The organism is Frankia nepalensis (assembly GCF_016786325.1).
GTDB lineage: Bacteria > Actinomycetota > Actinomycetes > Frankiales > Frankiaceae > Pseudofrankia > Pseudofrankia nepalensis.
The window spans coordinates 13,318-31,159 of sequence record NZ_JADWYU010000211.1; the positions used below are offsets into that span (position 1 = coordinate 13,318).

15 protein-coding genes are annotated in these 17,842 nt (G+C 74.1%); 6 read left to right on the plus strand and 9 right to left on the minus strand.

Annotated features, from left to right (window positions below):
* The first annotated feature begins 159 nt into the window (after positions 1 to 159).
* Both I6A81_RS33510 and I6A81_RS33515 read left to right on the plus strand, forming a co-directional pair.
* The gene (locus I6A81_RS33510) at positions 160 to 900 is read left to right on the plus strand and encodes a TetR/AcrR family transcriptional regulator (RefSeq protein ID WP_203006390.1); all 741 of its coding nucleotides are present in this window, start codon (positions 160 to 162) and stop codon (positions 898 to 900) included.
* A 174-nt stretch (positions 901 to 1,074) separates the two neighbouring features.
* Positions 1,075 to 2,091, plus strand: a complete 1,017-nt coding sequence (locus tag I6A81_RS33515; RefSeq protein WP_203006391.1) for an LLM class F420-dependent oxidoreductase — start codon at positions 1,075 to 1,077, stop codon at positions 2,089 to 2,091.
* A 194-nt stretch (positions 2,092 to 2,285) separates the two neighbouring features.
* Here the strand turns inward: I6A81_RS33515 and I6A81_RS33520 are convergent, their stop codons facing one another.
* The 4 genes from I6A81_RS33520 to I6A81_RS33535 form a co-directional block, all read right to left on the minus strand.
* Entirely contained in the window at positions 2,286 to 2,711 is a 426-nt protein-coding gene (locus tag I6A81_RS33520) for a nuclear transport factor 2 family protein (protein ID WP_203006392.1), read from the minus strand.
* A gap of 165 nt (positions 2,712 to 2,876) precedes the next feature.
* The gene (locus I6A81_RS33525) at positions 2,877 to 4,520 is read right to left on the minus strand and encodes a class I adenylate-forming enzyme family protein (protein WP_203004628.1); all 1,644 of its coding nucleotides are present in this window, start codon (positions 4,518 to 4,520) and stop codon (positions 2,877 to 2,879) included.
* A 31-nt stretch (positions 4,521 to 4,551) separates the two neighbouring features.
* On the minus strand, positions 4,552 to 5,769 hold the full coding sequence (locus tag I6A81_RS33530) for an acyl-CoA dehydrogenase family protein (protein ID WP_307875096.1): 1,218 nt from the start codon (positions 5,767 to 5,769) through the stop codon (positions 4,552 to 4,554).
* A gap of 30 nt (positions 5,770 to 5,799) precedes the next feature.
* A complete protein-coding gene (locus I6A81_RS33535) occupies positions 5,800 to 6,603 on the minus strand; it encodes an enoyl-CoA hydratase/isomerase family protein (protein WP_203004630.1) in 804 nt (267 codons plus the stop codon).
* A gap of 283 nt (positions 6,604 to 6,886) precedes the next feature.
* Between I6A81_RS33535 and I6A81_RS33540 the strand changes: the two genes are divergently transcribed.
* Positions 6,887 to 7,984, plus strand: a complete 1,098-nt coding sequence (locus I6A81_RS33540; protein WP_203004631.1) for an acyl-CoA dehydrogenase family protein — start codon at positions 6,887 to 6,889, stop codon at positions 7,982 to 7,984.
* On the opposite strand, the gene I6A81_RS33545 is transcribed toward I6A81_RS33540, so the two are convergent.
* From I6A81_RS33545 to I6A81_RS33555, 3 genes are all read right to left on the minus strand, one after another.
* Positions 7,971 to 8,816 (minus strand): mycofactocin-coupled SDR family oxidoreductase, encoded by an 846-nt coding sequence (locus I6A81_RS33545; RefSeq protein ID WP_203004632.1) that lies wholly within the window; start codon positions 8,814 to 8,816, stop codon positions 7,971 to 7,973. The two genes, I6A81_RS33540 and I6A81_RS33545, sit on opposite strands and share 14 nt — an antisense overlap.
* Positions 8,817 to 8,895: 79 nt before the next feature.
* Positions 8,896 to 9,222, minus strand: a complete 327-nt coding sequence (locus I6A81_RS33550; RefSeq protein WP_203004633.1) for a DUF4286 family protein — start codon at positions 9,220 to 9,222, stop codon at positions 8,896 to 8,898.
* Positions 9,223 to 9,372: 150 nt separating this feature from the next.
* Entirely contained in the window at positions 9,373 to 10,677 is a 1,305-nt protein-coding gene (locus I6A81_RS33555) for an ABC transporter substrate-binding protein (RefSeq protein WP_203004634.1), read from the minus strand.
* 393 nt (positions 10,678 to 11,070) lie between these two features.
* Here I6A81_RS33555 and I6A81_RS33560 point away from each other — a divergent pair, with 393 nt between their 5' ends.
* Both I6A81_RS33560 and I6A81_RS33565 read left to right on the plus strand, forming a co-directional pair.
* Entirely contained in the window at positions 11,071 to 11,910 is an 840-nt protein-coding gene (locus tag I6A81_RS33560) for a TetR/AcrR family transcriptional regulator (RefSeq protein WP_307875098.1), read from the plus strand.
* Positions 11,911 to 12,124: 214 nt separating this feature from the next.
* Complete coding sequence (locus I6A81_RS33565; protein ID WP_203004635.1) at positions 12,125 to 13,777, plus strand: AMP-binding protein; 1,653 nt, start codon at positions 12,125 to 12,127, stop codon at positions 13,775 to 13,777.
* A gap of 52 nt (positions 13,778 to 13,829) precedes the next feature.
* Here the strand turns inward: I6A81_RS33565 and I6A81_RS33570 are convergent, their stop codons facing one another.
* Together I6A81_RS33570 and I6A81_RS33575 are read right to left on the minus strand one after the other, a co-directional pair.
* Positions 13,830 to 14,726 carry an enoyl-CoA hydratase-related protein gene (locus I6A81_RS33570; RefSeq protein ID WP_407661418.1) on the minus strand — a complete coding sequence of 299 codons (897 nt, stop codon included), beginning with the start codon at positions 14,724 to 14,726 and terminating at the stop codon, positions 13,830 to 13,832.
* Positions 14,727 to 14,903: 177 nt separating this feature from the next.
* Positions 14,904 to 16,103 (minus strand): amidohydrolase family protein, encoded by a 1,200-nt coding sequence (locus I6A81_RS33575; RefSeq protein ID WP_203004636.1) that lies wholly within the window; start codon positions 16,101 to 16,103, stop codon positions 14,904 to 14,906.
* 470 nt (positions 16,104 to 16,573) lie between these two features.
* Here I6A81_RS33575 and I6A81_RS33580 point away from each other — a divergent pair, with 470 nt between their 5' ends.
* The gene (locus I6A81_RS33580) at positions 16,574 to 17,806 is read left to right on the plus strand and encodes an acyl-CoA dehydrogenase family protein (RefSeq protein ID WP_203010402.1); all 1,233 of its coding nucleotides are present in this window, start codon (positions 16,574 to 16,576) and stop codon (positions 17,804 to 17,806) included.
* Positions 17,807 to 17,842 lie beyond the last annotated feature (36 nt).

The window sequence follows — 17,842 nt, forward strand, 5'->3', positions numbered from 1 at the left end:
GCGGGCCCTCGCACGGTCCGAAGACGCCCGCGACGTGCGACCATGGTCACCGGCGCGCGGTCCGGTCTGACGGTCTGTCAGACTGACGGCCCGCCCGCTGGCTTCGACCGGAGCCAGCCTGGCGGCCGCCACCGCTCACCGGTGAGAAGGGACTGACGCGTGCAGGAACGCACTGAGCTCCGGGCTGCCGTGTCCAATGCCAGCCGTGGCCGGCGCGACACCGACGCGCCGGAGAAGCAGCGTCGCGGCACCGGGCGCACCATCCGGGGCCGCCAGACGCGCCGCCAGCTTCTTGACGCCGCCAAGGTCGTGTTCGAGCGCGACGGCTTCGTGCACGCCCGGATCGTCGACATCTGCGACCTCGCCGGGATCTCGCACGGCTCGTTCTACACCTATTTCGTCTCGAAGGAAGAGATCTTCAACGAGATCACCGACTCCGTCGAGCTCGACCTGCTGACCCTCGACCCGGCGCCCGAGGACGCCGACCCGATCGAGCGGATCCGGCTGGCGAACGAGCACTACCTGCGGGTGTACGGCGCCAACGCCAAGCTCATGCGGGTCATCCATCAGGTCTCCACCATCGACGAGCGCGTGCGCGAGACCCGCATCCAGCGGCAGGACGCCTTCGGCCGGGCCATCGAACGCCGCGTCCGCCACCTCCAGGAAGCCGGCATCGCCGACCCCACGATCGACGCGGCCTACGCCGCCCAGGCACTCGGCGGAATGGTCGCCTACTTCGCCGAATACCTCTTCAACACCAACAACCTCTTTGGCTTCGACCTCGACGGCGCCACCGAGCAGCTCACCCGTATCTGGACGAACGCGCTCGGCATTCCCGTCCCCGCCGAGGACGACGCGCCCTCGGGCGACCCGCGCGCGGACCACCGCCCGAGCGGCTGACGAACCAGGCGGTGCCCGGGCCGGGCGTCGTCGCGGACGCCGACGTCACCGAACAGGCCCCACGCCACCGAACAGCCCGGTGCCACCGCCGACCGCGCCGGCCGGTCGGCGGCGATGGCGGCCGGGCACAGATCTGAAGTTGACCTCGATGTTGCACATGATGGGGGTGCCGCAATGGTCCCAAAGCCCGCGCTCGGGCTGAGCCTCGCCGCAATCCGCGGCGGGGACCCACGGTCGCTCGCGGACGTCGCGCTGCGGGCCGAAGCGGCCGGATACGACTCCGTCTGGTCGGCCGAGGCCTGGGGAAGCGACGCGTTCACCCCGCTGGCGTACCTCGCCGCGCGGACCAGCGGCCTGCGGCTGGGCACCGCCATCGCGCAGATGGCGGCGCGCACCCCGGCGGCGACCGCGATGACCGTGCTGACCCTGCAACAGCTGTCCGAGGGCCGGCTCATCCTCGGCCTGGGCGCGTCGGGGCCACAGGTCGTCGAAGGCTGGCACGGCGTGCCCTACCACCCTCCCGTCCAGATGACCCGCGAGTACCTGACCATCCTGCGCACCGCCCTCACCGGCACCGACAAGCTCCAGTTCACCGGCTCGACCTACCAGATCCCCTACACCGGGACCGGCGCCACCGGCCAGGGACGCCCCCTGCGCACCACCATGCCGCCCGCCCCGCACACACCCCTGCTGGTCGCCGCGATGGGCCCGAAAAACGTGGCCATGGCCGTCGAGCACGCCGATGGCCTGCTCCCCTACCTGTGGAGCCCGACCAGGTGGCGCGACACCTGGGGCGAGGCCCTCGGCAAGGCGCGCGCCGGATTCCAGGTCGCGCCCACGGTGCTCGCCTGCGTCGGCGACGACCTCGACGCCTGCCGCGACCGGGTGCGTCCGCGCATCGCGCTGCACATCGGCGGCATGGGCTCCCGGACGAAGAACTTCTACGCCTCGCTGGTCTCCCGCTACGGCTACGCCGACGAGGTCGCCCGCATCCAGGACCTCTACCTCGGCGGGCAGCGTGCCGCCGCCTGCGCCGCCGTCCCCGACGAACTCGTCGACGACCTCGCCCTGGTCGGCCCACTCCCCCGCGTCGCCGAGCAGCTCGCGGCGTGGCGCGACAGCCCGGTCACCACGATGATCCTCGAGCCGACGGACCCCGACATGCTCGAGGACCTCGCGAAGATCTGGTGACCGCCGCGCGGGTGCGCGGCGTGCCGCCTCAGACAGCCCCGCCCGGAATCACGGGCGCGCTGCTCGACGTGAACGCCGGCCACCTGTTCGCGCCGTGACCGGAGCCGTCCCGCGCTTCGCGGAGGCCGGGTGGCCTCGGCCCGTCGACGGGTTTCGCGGCGGCGGGCTGGTGCGCGCCTAGGGCGAAGCGTGCCCTAGGGCTGTGTGGTCCTCGGCTGACGCATGAGCCGCGCCTGGCGGCTCGCGAACCGCCACTGGCCGTCGACGCGGACGAACTCGTCGTCGTAGCGGCCCGCGAGGGCCGGCACCAGGCGGCCCTCCTCGAAGCGCAGGAAGACGAAGTCGGACGCCACGCGCGCCGTGCCGCCCGGGGTGGCTGGCGGTGTCACCACGACGTTGACCGTCAGGTGCTTGCCGCGCTGCTCTTCCTTCCCGGAGGAGGCCTGGAAGAACTCGAGGATCTCCCGTGTCCCCCGCGCCGTGCGGCCACCGAAGGTGAACAGGCCGTCCGGAGCGAACAGCGCCGCCACGCCGTCGAGGTCGCCGTCGTCGCAGCAGTGGCAGTAACGGGCCAGGGCGGCGCGGACGGCGAGCTCGTCCGCGAGCGGGAAGTCGCTCACATGCACCTCGTCTTCGAGAAGGATTCCGGCGCTTCGTGCGCCGGCCGTGGCGGGGCCACACGGGCGCCCGCGCCCACGGCGGACGCGTGGGCGCGAGCCGCGGGCGGGCCCGGCTGATCCGGCCGCCGGTCCGGAGGACCACCTGCCCGGCGCCCGGCCCGCTGGTCAGGTACCCCGCAGCCGGTCGGCGAGGTCGGAGCTCTTCGCGGGGCTTTCCATGACCAGCCGCGACCGGACGACTTTGCCGGAGGCGGTCCTGGGCAGCGGCCCGTCCCAGCGCACGAGCTGCTCCGGCAGCTTGCGCCGGGCCAGGCCGTGGGCGAGCAGGAAGGCGACGGCGTCGTCCAGCGTCACCGCCGCTCCCTCGGCGGGCTGGACCGCCACGGCCAGCCGTTCCCCGGTCGACGGGTCGGGCATCGCGAAGGACGCGACCTCCAGCGCGCCCGGCAGGCCGGCCAGCGCCGCGTCGACCTCGGTCAGCGAGATCTTCAGGCCGTTGCGGTTCACGATCTCCGTCAGCCGCCCCGTCACCGTCAGCCGGCCGTCGTGCAGCTCGATCTGGTCGCCGCAGCGGTACCAGCCGTCCTCGAACGCGGCGGCGTTGTCCGCCGGGTCGAGGTAGCCCAGGAACAGGCACGGCCCGCGCAGCAGGCCCTCTCCCGGGTGCCGCGCCGAGCCGACCCGCGCCTCGCCGCCCGGCAGCGGCGCCCCGTCGTCCGACAGCCGCCGCTCGCGGTCGTCGGCCGGCAGGCTGCCGCTGAAGTTGGGTGCCTCCGACGAGCCGTAGACGCGCGCGATCTCGATGCCGAACCCGTCCATGGCCAGCTCCAGCAGCGGCCGCGGCAGCATCGAGCCCCCCAGCGCGAGCGTGCGCAGGGACAGTCCCCCGCCCGGCGACGACCCGCCCGGCGACGACCCGGCGTCGCCGGCGGCGCGCAGCAGCCGCTCGGCGATGACGGGGGCGCCGCCCAGCAGGGTGGCGCCCACGGCGTTCATCCGCGCCAGCGACTCCCGCGGGGAGAAGGCGTCCTCGAGCACGAGGGTCGCGTGCGTGTCCGCCGCCAGGTGCAGCTGCATGATCCCCGTGATGCTGGTCAGCGGGCTGACGAGGAACGCCACCGTGTTCTCGTCCGCGCCGGTGACCTGGGCCATGTTGCGGGCGCCGGCGGTCAGCGTGTTGAGCGAGTGGACGACGCCCTTGGGCCGGCTCGTCGTCCCCGACGAGAACAGGACAACGGCGGGCCGGTCCCGGTCCGGCTCGGGGAACGGCTCCGGCTCGTTCCCGGGCTCGGCCGACGCCGTCGGCGAGGCGGTCGAGGGCGCGGCGGCGGACGCCGCGCCGAACAGTTCCAGCGGCACCACGGGGACCCCGGTCAGCGCCCCCGCCAGCCGGTCGGCCTCGGCGGTGGGCAAGAGCACGGGCGCCCCGGCGGGCAGGCTGTCGAGGGCCACCAGCAGGTCGGCCTCGCCGCAGCGGCGGTCGAGGACGACGAGGGTCACGCCCGCGCGCGCCAGGGCGTGATAGGCGATCACACCGTGCCGGGTGTTGCCGCTGACCAGCACGACGCCGTCGCCGGCGCCGATCCCGCGCCCGGCCAGGGTGGCCAGGCCCGCGCGCACGGCCGCCGCGAGCTCGGCATAGGTGAGCCGGCCGGCGCCGTCGACGAGCGCGGACGCGCCGGGCCGCCGGGCGGCCGCCGCCTCGACGCCGTCGGCGAGCGCGCGGTCGTCCCACAGGCCCAGCGCCCGGTAACGCGCCGCGTCGGCCGCCCGGACGCGCGGGAACCCGGCGAGCGCCTCGGTCACCACGTCGGTCCCCCTCGCCGGGCCGGGCCCGGCCTCAGGCGCGGGGAAGGCCGAGCAACTGCCGGCCGACGATGCCGCGCAGGATCTCCGACGCCCCGCCGGAGATCGTGAGGGCCCGTGACCACAGGAACGCCTCGTACCACCGCCGCTCGACCTCCCTGCCCTCGTCGTCCACCCAGGAGGCCGCCGCGAGCAGCTCGAGCGCCCGCTCGCACAGCTCGACGTTGAGCTCGGTGTAGACGAGCTTCGCCACGGCCCCGTCGCTGGGGTGCTCCTCGTCGCGCATGACCCGCCGGACCGTGTCCGCCACGACGAGCCGCGCGGCCTCCACGCGTGCCAGCACCCCGGCCAGCGTCACCTGGACGTCCTCGCGGCCCAGCAGCGGGCTTCCGTCCGCCAGGCGCGCGTGCCGCGCGAGCGCCACCAGGTCGTCGTACATCATCTCCAGCTGGACCGCGTTCGCGCCGACGAACGCGCGCTCCGACGCGAGCCCGGAGCTGATGACCTTCCAGCCGCCGCCGACCTCGCCCAGCACGGCCTCGGGATCGAGCCGCAGCTCGTCGAGGAAGACCTCGCAGAACTCCGCGTGGCCCGTCATCTCCCGGATCGGGCGGACGGTGATGCCGGGGCTGCCCATCGGCACGACGAACGCGGTCAACCCGGCATGGCGGTCCACCGTCGGGTCGGTGCGCGCGAGCAGCATGCCCTGGTCGGCCCACTGCCCGTCGGTGCACCAGACCTTCTGACCGGTGACGACGTAGCCCGCGCCGTCCGGCTCGGCCCGGGTGCGCAGCGAGGCCAGGTCGCTGCCGGCGCCCGGCTCGCTGAACAGCTGGCACCAGACGTGCTCGCCGGACCGGATGCGCGGCAGGTACGCCCGCTTCTGCGCGTCCGAGCCGAACGTCAGGATCGCGTGGCTGGCCAGCATCACCTGGTCCAGCGGGCGGTAGGCCCGCGCGCGGAACAGCTCCTCCATGAGGATGAGGTCCCGCGTCGGCCGGTGGTGGGGGTTGCCGCCCCACTCGGCCGGCCAGCCGGCGCCGAGATAGCCGGCCTCGTACAGGCCCCGCAGCCAGGCGCGGATCGCCTGTTCCTCGTCCGTGCCCGCGGGCACCCGGACACCCTCGGGCATCCGGAAGCGCGGGGCGCGCTCGGCGATGAAGTCCCGCACGCCGGCGCGGAACGCCTCGTCGGAGACGTCGCCACCGTGCCGGTCGTCGCCGCCGTGCCGGTCGTCGATCGTCGTTGCCACTGCGCCGGTTTCGATGCCGGGTTCCATCGCTCAGGCCGACCCGGCCCGGCGCAGCATCCGCGCGAGGTTGTTCTGGAACGCCGGCTCGTCGAAGGAGGCCGCCTCCCTGTCCATCGCCGCCGCGAGCAGCGTGTCGACCCCGGCGCGCAGGGCGCTGTTGAGCAGCGCCTTGGTCTCCGCGACCGCCTGGGGCGGCAGGGCGGCCAGGCGCTCCGCGAGCCCGAGCGCCACGGGCAGCGCCTCGCCGCGGCCGACGACCCTGTTGGCCAGGCCCAGCCGGAACGCCTCCTCGGCGGGCAGGCGGTCGCCGAGAAGGATGAACTCCTTGGCGCGCAGCAGGCTCATCAGCAGGGGCCAGGTCAGCGCTCCCCCGTCGGCGGCGACCAGCCCGAGCGCGACGTGCGGGTCGGCGAAGTAGGCGTGCTCCTCGACGATCACGAGGTCGCTCATCGCGGCGAGGCTGCACCCGAGGCCGACCGCCGGGCCGGCCACGGCCGACACGATCGGGACGCGCAGCGAGGTCATCCCGCGGACGATCTCGGCGGCCTCGGCCATGATGGCCGCGCGCAGCGCGGTGTCGCCGACCATCCGGTCCAGCAGGCCGAGGTCGCCGCCGGCGGAGAAGGCCCTGCCGGCCCCGGTGAGGACGACGGCGCGGGCCTCCTGGTCGGCGGCGAGCTCCCGCCAGGTCCGCTCGAGCGCGCCGTGCAGCTCCTCGTCCGTCGCGTTGAGCGACGCCGGCCGGTTCAGGGTCACGACCCGCACGGCGCCGCGCGCCTCGATCAGGACCGGGTCTCCCGGATCCTGGCTGTTCTCAGGCTGGCCGTCGGCCATGTCACTCCCGCGGTCCGTCCAGGATGTCAAAGTCGACATCGATATTGCGCCGACCATTCCATAATGTCTATATTGATGTCAATGTTGAACTTGGCGTGCCGGCGTGCGGCGGGCCGGCGCCGCGCCTGGGCACGAGCGGCGTGGCGCCGGCCCGGACCACGTCCAGCGCCCGCCGGGGACCGGCCTGCCAGGCACGAGCGGTGAGTCACCTCCCGCGCGGGATCCCGCGCGGGATCCAAGGTTCAGGGAAACATCCGCAGCGACGACGGAAAAGGTTTACCGCATGACGACGACGCGCGCCGACCTGCTGGAGCTGGCCGCCACCCTGCGCAGGGCGCTCGGCACGGACGCGGGCGCCCAACCGACCGAGCCCGGCCAGGACTGGCGGGCGGGCTGGCCGGCGCTCGCCCAGCTCGGGATCGCCGCGCTGTGCGTCACCGAGGAGTGCGACGGCTTCGGCGCCGAGGTGGCGGCCGCGCTGGTCGTCAGCCGGGAGCTCGGGGCGGCGCTGCACCCCGGCCCCTACGCCGCGCTGACCGCCGCCTCCTACGCGCTGTCCCGCTGGCTCGACGAGGACCACCGCGCCGGCCCGCTCGCCGGCCTCGTCGACGGGACGCACGTGCCGACGCTCGCGTTCCTGGACGCGGACGCGGTCACGGAGGGCGACGGCCCCACGGTGCTGGTCAGCGGCCGGGCCCGCCTGGTGGCCGGGGCGGCCGACGCCGACTCGTTCGTGCTCCTGGCCGCGGACGGCGACCGGATGCTGTTCGTCCCGAAGGCGGCCACCTGCGCGACGATCCACGCCCATTCCTTCGACGTCACCCGCTCGTGCGCGGACGTCGCCTTCTCCGGGGCGGCCGCGCGGCCGCTCGCGGCGCCGCCCGACGGGAGCGCGCGGGTCGAGCTGCTGCACGGCCTGCTGCTGGCGGGCGACGCGCTGGGCGGCCTCGAGCGGACGCTCGGCCGGACGGTGGACTACGCCGGCCAGCGCACGGCGTTCGGCCGGCCCCTCGGCGGCTTCCAGGCCGTCCAGCACCGGCTGGTCGACCACACCGTGCGCCTGCGCGGCCTGTCCCTGCTGGCCGACGAGGCGGCGAACCGGCTCACCGACGGCGCCGAGGGCGCGGACCGCCACGCGCTGGCGGCCACCGCCTCGGTCGCCGAGAGCGCGGTGCCGATGCTGCACGACCTGCTGCAGCTCACCGGCGCGATCGGCTTCACCTGGGAGTACGGCCTGCACCTCTACGAGCGGCGCGCCCACCTGGACGCCCGCCTGTCCCGCGACCCGCGCCGCGCCCTGCGCTCGCTGGCGCGGCTCGCCGGCTGGGCCGACGCGGGCGCGGTCGCGGTCGGCGCCGGGCCGCGCCTCAGGGACTCGTGACGCCGGCGTCGACCGGGAGGGTGATTCCGGTGATCGCGCGCGCCTCGTCCGAGACGAGCCAGACGATCGCGTTGGTGACGTCGGCCGGCTCCAGGATGTTGATGGGCAGCAGCCGCGGTGAGACATCGAGGATCCTGGCGCCCTCCGGGTCCTCGTAGAGCTCCGCGAACCGGTCGTTCATCACCATCGGCGTGGCGACGCCCATCGGATGGACGGTGTTGACCCGGATGCCGTGCCGCCCGAGCACCTTGGCGTAGCCCCGCATCAGGCCGACGACGCCGTGCTTGGCGGCGCTGTAGCCGGCGATGCCGCCGGTGCCGTCGTGCATCCCGGCGAGCCCCGCGGTGGAGCTGGTGATGACGATCGACCCGCCGTCTCCCTGGTCGATCATCGGCTGGGCGGCGACCCGGATCGTGTTGTAGACGCCGGTCAGCATCACGCCAACGGCATCGGCCCAGTTCCGCGCCGACTGGTCGAGCGTCTCGGCACCCCGTGAGATGTGCAGGATGCCGGCGTTCGCCAGCACGATGTCGAGCCGGCCGAACTCGCCCAGCGTCTGCTTGACCGCCCCGTCCATGGCGTGGATGTCCCGCACGTCCGCGACGATGGGCACGCAGCGGCCGCCGGCCGCCGCCACGAGCGCCACCGTCTCCTCGAGATCGCCCCTGGTCGCCATCGGGTAGGGCACCGACTCGATCTGGTCGGCGATGTCGAGGGCCGCGATGTCGGCGCCCTCGCGGGCGAGCGCCACGGCATGGGACCGTCCCTGGCCGCGCGCCGCGCCGGTGATGAACGCGACCTTGCCCCGCAGCCGACCGTTGCTCGGCGTCATTTCCGTGCCTCTCGTCTCCAGGGCCGGGCGGCCGCGCCGCCCGGCCCAGCCAGACCACATCGACGACGTACCGCCGGCGCTACTCGATGAGCTCGTAGAAGGCGACGATCGAGGGAAGGTCGATCGCGTCGCTCAGGCGGATGCGCCCCTGCTGGGTGCGCAGTCCCAGCTCCTCCATGGGGACGTCGAAGTCGTCGGCCTCGACCTCGTAGATGATGACGTAGGAGGGTGTCGACGGGCCGGCCTTGATCCCTCCGGCGTCACGCACCCGATAGCGGCGGGCGGCCACGAATCCCGGGACCGCCCGGACGTCGGGAATGTGCTCCTCGTCGTACCACCTGTTGTACTCGGCCTCGCGCTCGGCGCTCACGGGATTCGACTGCACCAGCAGAATGCCCTTCGGCATGGTTCGCTCCAGGTTCGATCCGGACGGTCGTCGGTCGGCGACGAACGATGGCAACCGCGGGGGCGGCCCGGCGAGGGCCGCTCGCCGCGCTCGGCTGGCCGCCGCGCGCCGGGCGCGGACCGGCGGCCAGCCGGGTCGGTCCTTGGCCAGCTACGAGCCGCCGACCTCGTACGTCGTCGGCTGCCCCTTGCCGTCGAGCTTGGTGATCAGGCCGCCACTGACGCAGGCGGCCGGCGAGGCCGGTATCGCCTTGCCGCCGCACTGGAACTGCAGGCCACCCGCCGCGGGCAGTTCCTTCGCGGGCATCGCCTTGATCGCCGCGATGACCGTCGCCGGCGTAATGTCGCCGGTGAGGTCCTCCACCGCCACCTGCAGGCCGGCGACCGCCATGAAGGTGTTGATTCCCGCGATCTTGCTGGTGTCGATGTCCTTGCCGTAGGTGGCGGCGACGGCGTTGTAGAGCTGGGTCGACGGGTTGTCCGTGCCGAGCGGCGCCGTGGCGGAGACGCTGATGCCCTCCAGCATGTCGCCGGGGACGGCGGTGCGGGTGGCGTCGGTGATGCACTGGGCGATCGCGGAGATCGGGCCGGTGAACCCGACGGCGCGCAGGCCGTTGAAGGCGCTGATGCAGAACGAGTCGTTGCCGAGGATGAAGACGCCTCCGCCGTCGGCGGCGATCTGCTGCATCTGTGGGGTCATGTCAGCGGTGCCAGGGGCGATGGCGACCAGTTCGAAGTCGAGGCCGGCCTTCTCGTAGGCGGCGGGCGCGCTGGCTTCGAGCAGTCCCTTGGCTGCCGGCACGTCGATCACCACGGCGGTGACCTTCTTGACGCCGGCCTGCTTCGCGGTCTCGATCGGCAGGCCGATGGTCCCGAAGCTCGGGTCGGCGAACATGAACGTGTTCTCGGGGTCATTGAGCAGCGCCGGCGTGCCGGTGGAGTAGAACACGGTCGGCACGCCCGCCTCGTGCAGCGGTGTCCAGGCGCTCTCCTGGGAGGCGACCCCGCCGATCACCACGGCGGCTACGTCCTGCTCGATCAGGCTGTTGGCACAGTCGGCGGTCTTGCCCGGATCGGCCAGGGACTCGCAGGTCACCAGCTCGATCGGCCGGCCAGCGATCCCCGAGCGGTGCTCGTTGAGGTAGCCCACCGTGGCCTTGCCGACCGCGAACTCGACCGACTGGTCGACGATCGACGACTTCCCGTCGGAGACGAGCCCGATCAGCACCGGCTCGCCGGCCGCCTTCGCGACCGGCCCGAGCACGCCGGCCGCGGCCGGGGCTCCGGTGGCCGTGCCGGGGTCTGCCGCGTCGCTGTCGTCGCCGCCCCCACAGGCCGCGACCAGGAACAGGCTCACGGCCAGCCCGCCGGCTAACGCTCCTAAGCGGGCCGCGGCCGGGCGTCGCCCCGTCGTTCTCCGGCGGGTCGTGCCACGGCGGTAGCGCTCGTGCCGCATGGGCGGGTACCTCGTTTCGGTTGTTCGTCCCGAGACCCGGGACCGGGGAAGACGAGAGTGATCAGGAAGCCGTGCTCGGCCGCGCCGCCGCCGTCACGTGGCTCGCGCTCGCGGCTCGCGGGCCGTGACCTGGATCGGGACCGTCCGGCTGACTGTGAGGAGGATCGCAGCGCCCCGCGCAGAAGTCAACGTTCTACCCAAAGCGATATGAGGTCTTCCCAAGCACGAGACTGGCGACCTACATTCGAACGGTCCCCCAGCGTCGAGCCAGGGATCGAGGCACAGGGATCGAGACAGCGGGATCGAGACGCAGGCCGAGGCGAAGGCGGAGGGGGCCGCCGGGCCAGGCGACGGGTCGGCCATCCCGATGGCGACCAACCGAGGAGGAGCCGCGTGACGGAGCACGCATTCGACGGTTCAAGGGTCGTCGAGCTCGCCCAGTGGATGTTCGTGCCGGCCGCCGGCCGGGATACGGGTAACGTTCCTGCCATGGCCTGGGCTGAACGCGCCGCCGACCGGTCACCGCTGGTGCACCGTTCCCGCTCGCGGAGCCTCCAGCAGACGCGGACCATCGTGGAGGCCGCCCACCGGCTGATCGCCGCGAAAGGCGCCTCCTTCACGACGCAGGAGCTCGTGAAGGAGGCCGGGGTGGCGATGCAGACCTTCTACCGGCATTTCACGGGGAAGGACCAGCTACTCCTCGCCGTCATCGAGGACCTGGTCTCGCGCTACGCCGGACGGTACGAGCAGGCCGCGCGTCATCTCCCGGACCCGCTGTCGCGGCTGCGGTACTACCTCACGGCGACGGTGACCGGGCTGTTCGACGACCTGGCCGGGGCCCGCTTCGTCACCTCCGAGCACTGGCGGCTCCGGGAGCGCTTCCCGGACGAGATCGCGGCCGCCGACCAGCCCTTCGTCGACCTGATCGAGCGGGAGCTGCGAGCGGCCCAGGACGCCGGCCTGCTGCCGCCGAGTGACGTCGGACGGGACGCGGAGATGGTCGCCCGGCTCGCGATGTCCGTGTTCCATCACTACGCGTTCGCGCCAAGCCACCGGTCGGCCCAGGACCTCGGCGACTACCTCTGGGAGTTCTGCCTGGGCGGCATCAGCCGTTCGGATGTCGCGCGGCTCAACGCCACGATCACCCGGGTCGCCGACCCGCCCGGGGCGGAGCTGGGCGGGGCGGACCTGGGCGAGGACTCCGGCGCGCAGACGCGCATCCCCACTCACTAGCCCCGAAACCGCCGCCAGGTGACGCGCGGCGGATGCCCGAGGCGTCCGCGGCGCCCGCTCCGCCTCGCCGTGCCCAGCCCCCGCGGTGCTCCGCCCCGCTCTGGCCCGCCCCTGCCCTGGTCCGCCGCTGCCGTCGTCCGCCGTCGTCCGCCGTCGCCAGCCACCGTCGCCAGCCACCGTCGCCGACCGCGCCGGCCCGTCCCGAGGAGACCCGATGTCCGTACAACGCTGGCCGGTGCGGCCAGTACCGAGCGACCTGACCGACGAGTGGCGGCGGGCGGGCCTGTGGGACGACACGACGCTCGGCGCCCGGATCGACGGGGCGCTGCGGGAGCACGCCGGGCAGGAGTTCCACGTTCATTCGCTGGAGCGGCCCTGGAAGGGGACCTTCGGCGAGTTACGGGAGCGGGCGCTGGCGGTGGCCGGCGGGCTGGCCGCGCGCGGGGTGCGCCCGGGCGACGCGGTCGCCTTCCAGCTGCCCAACTGGGCGGAGGCGGCGGTCGTCTTCTACGCCAGCTCGTTCCTCGGCGCCGTCGTCGTGCCGATCGTGCACTTCTACGGCGTCAAGGAGGTCTCCTACATCCTGCGGCGCACCGAGGTGGCCGCGTTCGTCACGGCCGCCCGGTTCGGCCGGCGTGACTTCCTCGCCGATCTTCCGAAGGTCCTCGACGGCGCCCCGTCGGTGAAGGTGGCAGCCGTCGTCGGCGCGGGCGACGGGCCGCTGCCGGCCGGCGCCGTCGGGTTCGACACGCTGGCGGCCGGTCGGGCGCTGGCCGGGCCGGTCGAGGTCGATCCCGACGGGCCGGCCGTCGTCGCCTACACGTCGGGCACGACCGCCGACCCGAAGGGGGTGGTGCACTCCCACAACACGCTCGGGGCGGAGCTGCGCCAGCTCGACGACATGGACGCGGGCGGCGGCCTGTCCTCGCTGGTCGGTGCCCCCGTGGGCCACTTCATGGGCATGCTCGGCGCGCTGCTGCTGCCCGCCGTACACGACCGGCCGGTGCACCTGATCGACGTCTGGGACCCGGCCAGGGTGCTGTCCACGATGCGCACGTGGGGCCTTGCCGCCGGGTCAGGGTCGACGTTCTTCCTGACGAGCCTGCTCGACCACCCCGACCTGACCGCCGAGCACCTGAGCCTCATGCGCTACGTCGGGCTGGGCGGGTCGGCGGTGCCGCCGGCCGTCGCGGACCGGGCGACCGCGGCCGGGCTCTCCGTCCTGCGCAGCTACGGCGCGACCGAGCATCCCTCCATCACCGGTTCCCGGCACGCCGACGACGCCCGGTCCCGGCTGCGCACCGACGGCCGGCCCATGCCCGGGGTCGAGATCAGGCTGCTCGACGACGACGGCGCGGCGGTGCCCGTGGGAGCGCCGGGCGAGATCTGGTCACGCGGGCCGGACTGCTGCGTCGGCTACACCGACCCGGCGGTCACGGCGCGCGCGTTCGACGCCGACGGCTGGTACCGCACCGAGGACGTCGGCGTGCTCGACGACACCGGGTGCCTGACGATCACCGACCGGAAGAAGGACATCATCATCCGGGGCGGCGAGAACATCAGCGCCGCCGAGGTCGAGGAGCTGCTCCTGCGGGTCGTCCCCGGCCTGCTGGAGGTCGCGGTCGTCTCGATCCCGGACGCCCGGTTCGGCGAGAAGGTCGCCGCCGTGCTGCGGATGGCGCCGGGCGCGGCAGCGCCCGGCCTCGACGCCGCGCGGGCGCTCCTGCTCGACGCCGGGCTCGGCCGCCAGAAGCTGCCGGAGTACCTCGGCACGGTGGACGACTTCCCCCGCACGTCAACCGCGAAGATCATCAAGGCTGACCTGCGGCGGTGGGCGGCCGAACGCGCCGCGGCCGCCGGGGGCTAGCGACCGTACGCCTCTTCGGGCGCGCCGGCGCGGGACGGCGCGGGAGCCGCCGTCACGACTCCAGGGCCTCCTGGGGGACGACGGCGGTCTCCGGCAGGCCCGCGCCGGTGACCGCCACCGGGTCGAGGTCGTCGGCCAGGGGCGGGAACGCGGGCTTCCGCTTCTCCAGGAAGCTGTCCAGGCCCTCGCGGAAGTCGGCGCCCTTCACGGCGACCGCCATCGCGCGGTAGGAGCGGCGCAGCGCGGTCTCCAGATCACTCTGCTGGTCGGCGTGCAGCTGGTGGCGCAGGAGGGCGAGCGACGCCGGCGAGCAGTTCGCGGCGATGTCCGCGGCGTAGGCGCGGGCCGCCGCGACGAGCTCGCCCGGCTCGACGACCCGGCTCACGAGGCCCAGCGCGGACGCCTCGTCCGCGTCGAAGACCCGTCCGGACAGCAGGAGGTCCGCCGCCCGTTCCGCGCCTATCAGCCGCGGCAGCAGCCAGGTGACGCCGAACTCGCCAGCCAGGCCACGCCGGGCGAACGCCGTGGTGAACCGCGCTCCTCGGGCGGCGAACCGGACGTCGCACAACAGGGCCTGGACAAGGCCCATGCCAGCGCACGCGCCGTTGACGGCGGCGATCATCGGCTTGCGCAGCGACCAGGCCAGCACCGGCGAGCGACGCCCGGACAGGTCGAGACCGGCGTCCGCGATCCCGTCGAGGCGCTCGCTGTCCACGCCAGGACAGAAGGTGCGCCCGGCGCCGGTCACGACCACGACCCGGACCCGAGGGTCGCGGTCGACCCGCTCGAGCACCTCGAAGTAGTGGCGCTCCAGCTCCGGGTTCCAGGCGTTGCGCCGTTCCGGGCGGTTCAGCGTGACGACGCCGACGCCGTCGGCGCCGACGGTGAGCAGCACCGGCCCCTCGGCCACCACCGCCACGTCGCCGCCCGTCGCCGCCGCGCCGACCACGTCCGCCGTCCGCTGGTCACTCGCCGTCACTGCTCGCTCGCCGTCACTCGTCACTCGCCTTCCCTCGGACAAGAACCACCACCGGGCGCGCGCAGATGCCCGGCGCGCGGGCGGGACAGCCGCCTGTCCCCGCGCCCGGGGCGTCTGCGCGGGGCCCGGCGCCTCAACGGTAGCGAGTCAGGCCTTCGCCAGGGCCAAGACGTCCAGCGCGTTGTCGCGCGCGACCTTCTGGAGGTCCTCGGCCGGCAGGTGGCCGAGCGACTCGGTGACGAAGTCGACGGGCGCCACGACCCCCTCGGCATGCGGCCAGTCGGAGCCGAGCAGCAGCCGGTCGACACGCACGTCGGCGAGCAGGCGCTCGTCGATCTGGTCCTCCCAGAACGGGGTGACCCAGACGTGCTCGCCGAACACGTCGCGGGGGTGCTCCTTGAAGAAGCCGGGGTTGCGGTTGGCGACGTCGTCGAGCCGGTGGAGCAAGTCGGGGATCCAGCCCGCGCCGTTCTCGACGCTGGCCATGCGCAGCCGGGGAAACCGCTCGAAGATGAGGTGGCACAGCGCGGCGCCGTAGAAGTCCGCCACCGCCCGGCCCTTGGTCAGCACGCCCCGCAGCGGCGAGCGCAGGACCGACTGCTCCTCGCGGCCGGGCTCCCACATCTGCACGAGCGTGTCGTAGCCGTCGACGCCCGCGTGGGTGGCCACCACGATCCCGGACTCCTCGGCCAGGCCCCAGAAGCCGTCGTAGGCGGGGTCGAACGGCGACCGGTAGCCGCCGGGCACGGGGACCGGCGCGTTGCGGACGTTCACCGCGACCGCGCCGCGGCCCAGCACGTCGCGCAGCTCGGCGACGGCGGCCGCGGGGTCGAGCAGCGGTACGTAGGGCACCGCGTACAGCCGGTCCTCGTACCGGTAGCCCCAGTCCTCCTCGAGCCACCGGTTGAACCCGTGGAACACCTTCGCCGCGGCGTCCGGGTCGTCCTTGAGCGCGTCCTCCACCCCGACGCCGAGGGTCGGGAACAGCAGCGTCGCGGCCACGCGCTGCTCGTCGAGCACCCGCAGCCGGGCCTCGCGGTCCTGGTACTCCGGGTGCTCGCTCAGCGGCTCCAGCCTGCCGAACGCCTCCCGGATGCCCTGGCGGTCCGGGTTGCCGCGGTACCAGGAGTACAGGCAACCGGGGCGGGCCACCGGGTCGAACGTGGGGTTGGCGATGTAGTTGTTGATCTTTCCGCCCACGACCAGGCGGCGACGGCCGTCGATGTCGGCCCACCGGATCCCGCGGCTGCCGAGCGACCGGTCCTGGTGGCGGGTGAAGGCGTCCGGCGCCTCGTAGTAGTGGTTGTCGAAGTCGAAGATCCACTCATCCTGTCGCACAGAGCCCATGAGACCGTCCCCGCAATCCAATTGTCAATATCGATGTCGATATAGCCAGAAGGGCTCTCCGGCGGGGGCCGCGGGCCACCCGACCCCTTGACGACCACCAGACCCACGCCGGCCCGCGGCGGCACCCTCGGCGCGGTCCGGCCCGTCGCGCGCCGCCCGTTCCGTCGTGGTACCACCCGGTCAGCGCCGCGGCCAGAGAAGGCCGCCCGGCGGCCATCACCGGGCGGCGCCCGGCGGCAGGCCGAGCGGCTGGCGGGCGGGCCCTGATAGACCTGTAATTGACATCGATGTTGACATATGGTCGGGAACGCTGCCCCCGCCGGCCTGCCCCGCCCGGCCCCGCCCGGCCCCGCCCGGCCGCGCCCGGCCCGCGGCCGCCGGCCCGCGAGAGCCTGCCGGGCGCCCGCGAGCCGAGCACCCGCGAGCCAGGCCACCCGACCAGAGCCCAACCCCGTGGAGGCGAGTACCTGATGTCGCACCCATCCGCGCCGGACCCCGGCACCGCCGCCGACGCGCCCTCCCTGGACGGGCTGGAGGACGCCGGGAGCCGGGAGGAGTTCACCGCCCGCGTCCGCGCGTGGTTCGAGTCGACCGCGCCGCGCAAGGGCTCACCCGAGGACTTCTCGGCCGTCCACGCGGTCACCGCGACGACACTCGCCGACTACCACGCCCACGAGCGGCACGCCCTCGCCGTGACCCGCGCCTGGCAGCGGCGGCTGTACGACGCGGGGCTGGCGGGCCGGTCGTGGCCGGCCGACTGCGGCGGCCTCGGCGCGCCCGCCTGGCAGGACGAGGTCGTCACCGAGGAACAGGCCCGCTTCGGCGTCTCGACGAAGATGTTCGCCGTCGCGCTCGAGATGGTGCCGGCCGTCCTGTTCGCGCACGGCACCCACGAGCAGCGGGTCGCCTACCTTCCGCCGATCCTGCGCGGCGAGCACGGCTGGTGCCAACTGCTGTCCGAGCCGGGCGCCGGCTCCGACCTGGCGAGCGCGTCGACGCGGGCCACGCCCGTCGACGGCGGCTGGTCCGTCACCGGGCAGAAGGTCTGGACGTCCAACGCCACCAGCGCGCGGTACGCGCTGCTCGTGGCCAGGACCGGGACGAAGGAGGAGGGCCGCGCCGGCCTGTCGTGCTTCGCGCTGGACATGGAGCAGCCCGGTGTGGACGTCCGCCCGCTGCGCCAGATGAACGGCGCCTACCACTTCAACGAGGTCTTCCTCGACGACGTCCTCGTGCCCGCGGGCGGTCTCATCGGCCGCCTCGGGGACGGCTGGGCCGTGCTGCGCACGATGCTCGCGAGCGAGCGCGCCGCGATCGGCGGCGGCACCAGCGGCCGCTCGGCCACCCGGCTCGTCGCGCTCGCCCGGCGGCTCGGCAGGGCCGACGACCCGGCCGCGCGCGACCTGGTGGCGCGGGCCGTCATCCGCGAACGGACCCTGGACCTGCTCCGGGCCAGGATGGCCGCCGGGCACGAGATCGCGGCGGCCGGCCCGGCGACGAAGCTGCTGTACTCCGAGCACGCCCGGCACAGCGCCGACGCGGCGATGACGCTGCTCGGGATGGCGGGGACCGTCGTCGACGACCCGCTGGCGCAGGAGTGGATCGAGCGGCTGCTGTTCGCCCCGGGCCTGCGCCTCGGCGGCGGCACCGACGAGATCCAGCGCAACGTCATCGCCGAGCGGGGCCTCGGCCTGCCCCGCTGAGGCCCGCCGCGCCGCCGGGACCGGCGGCGCGGCCCC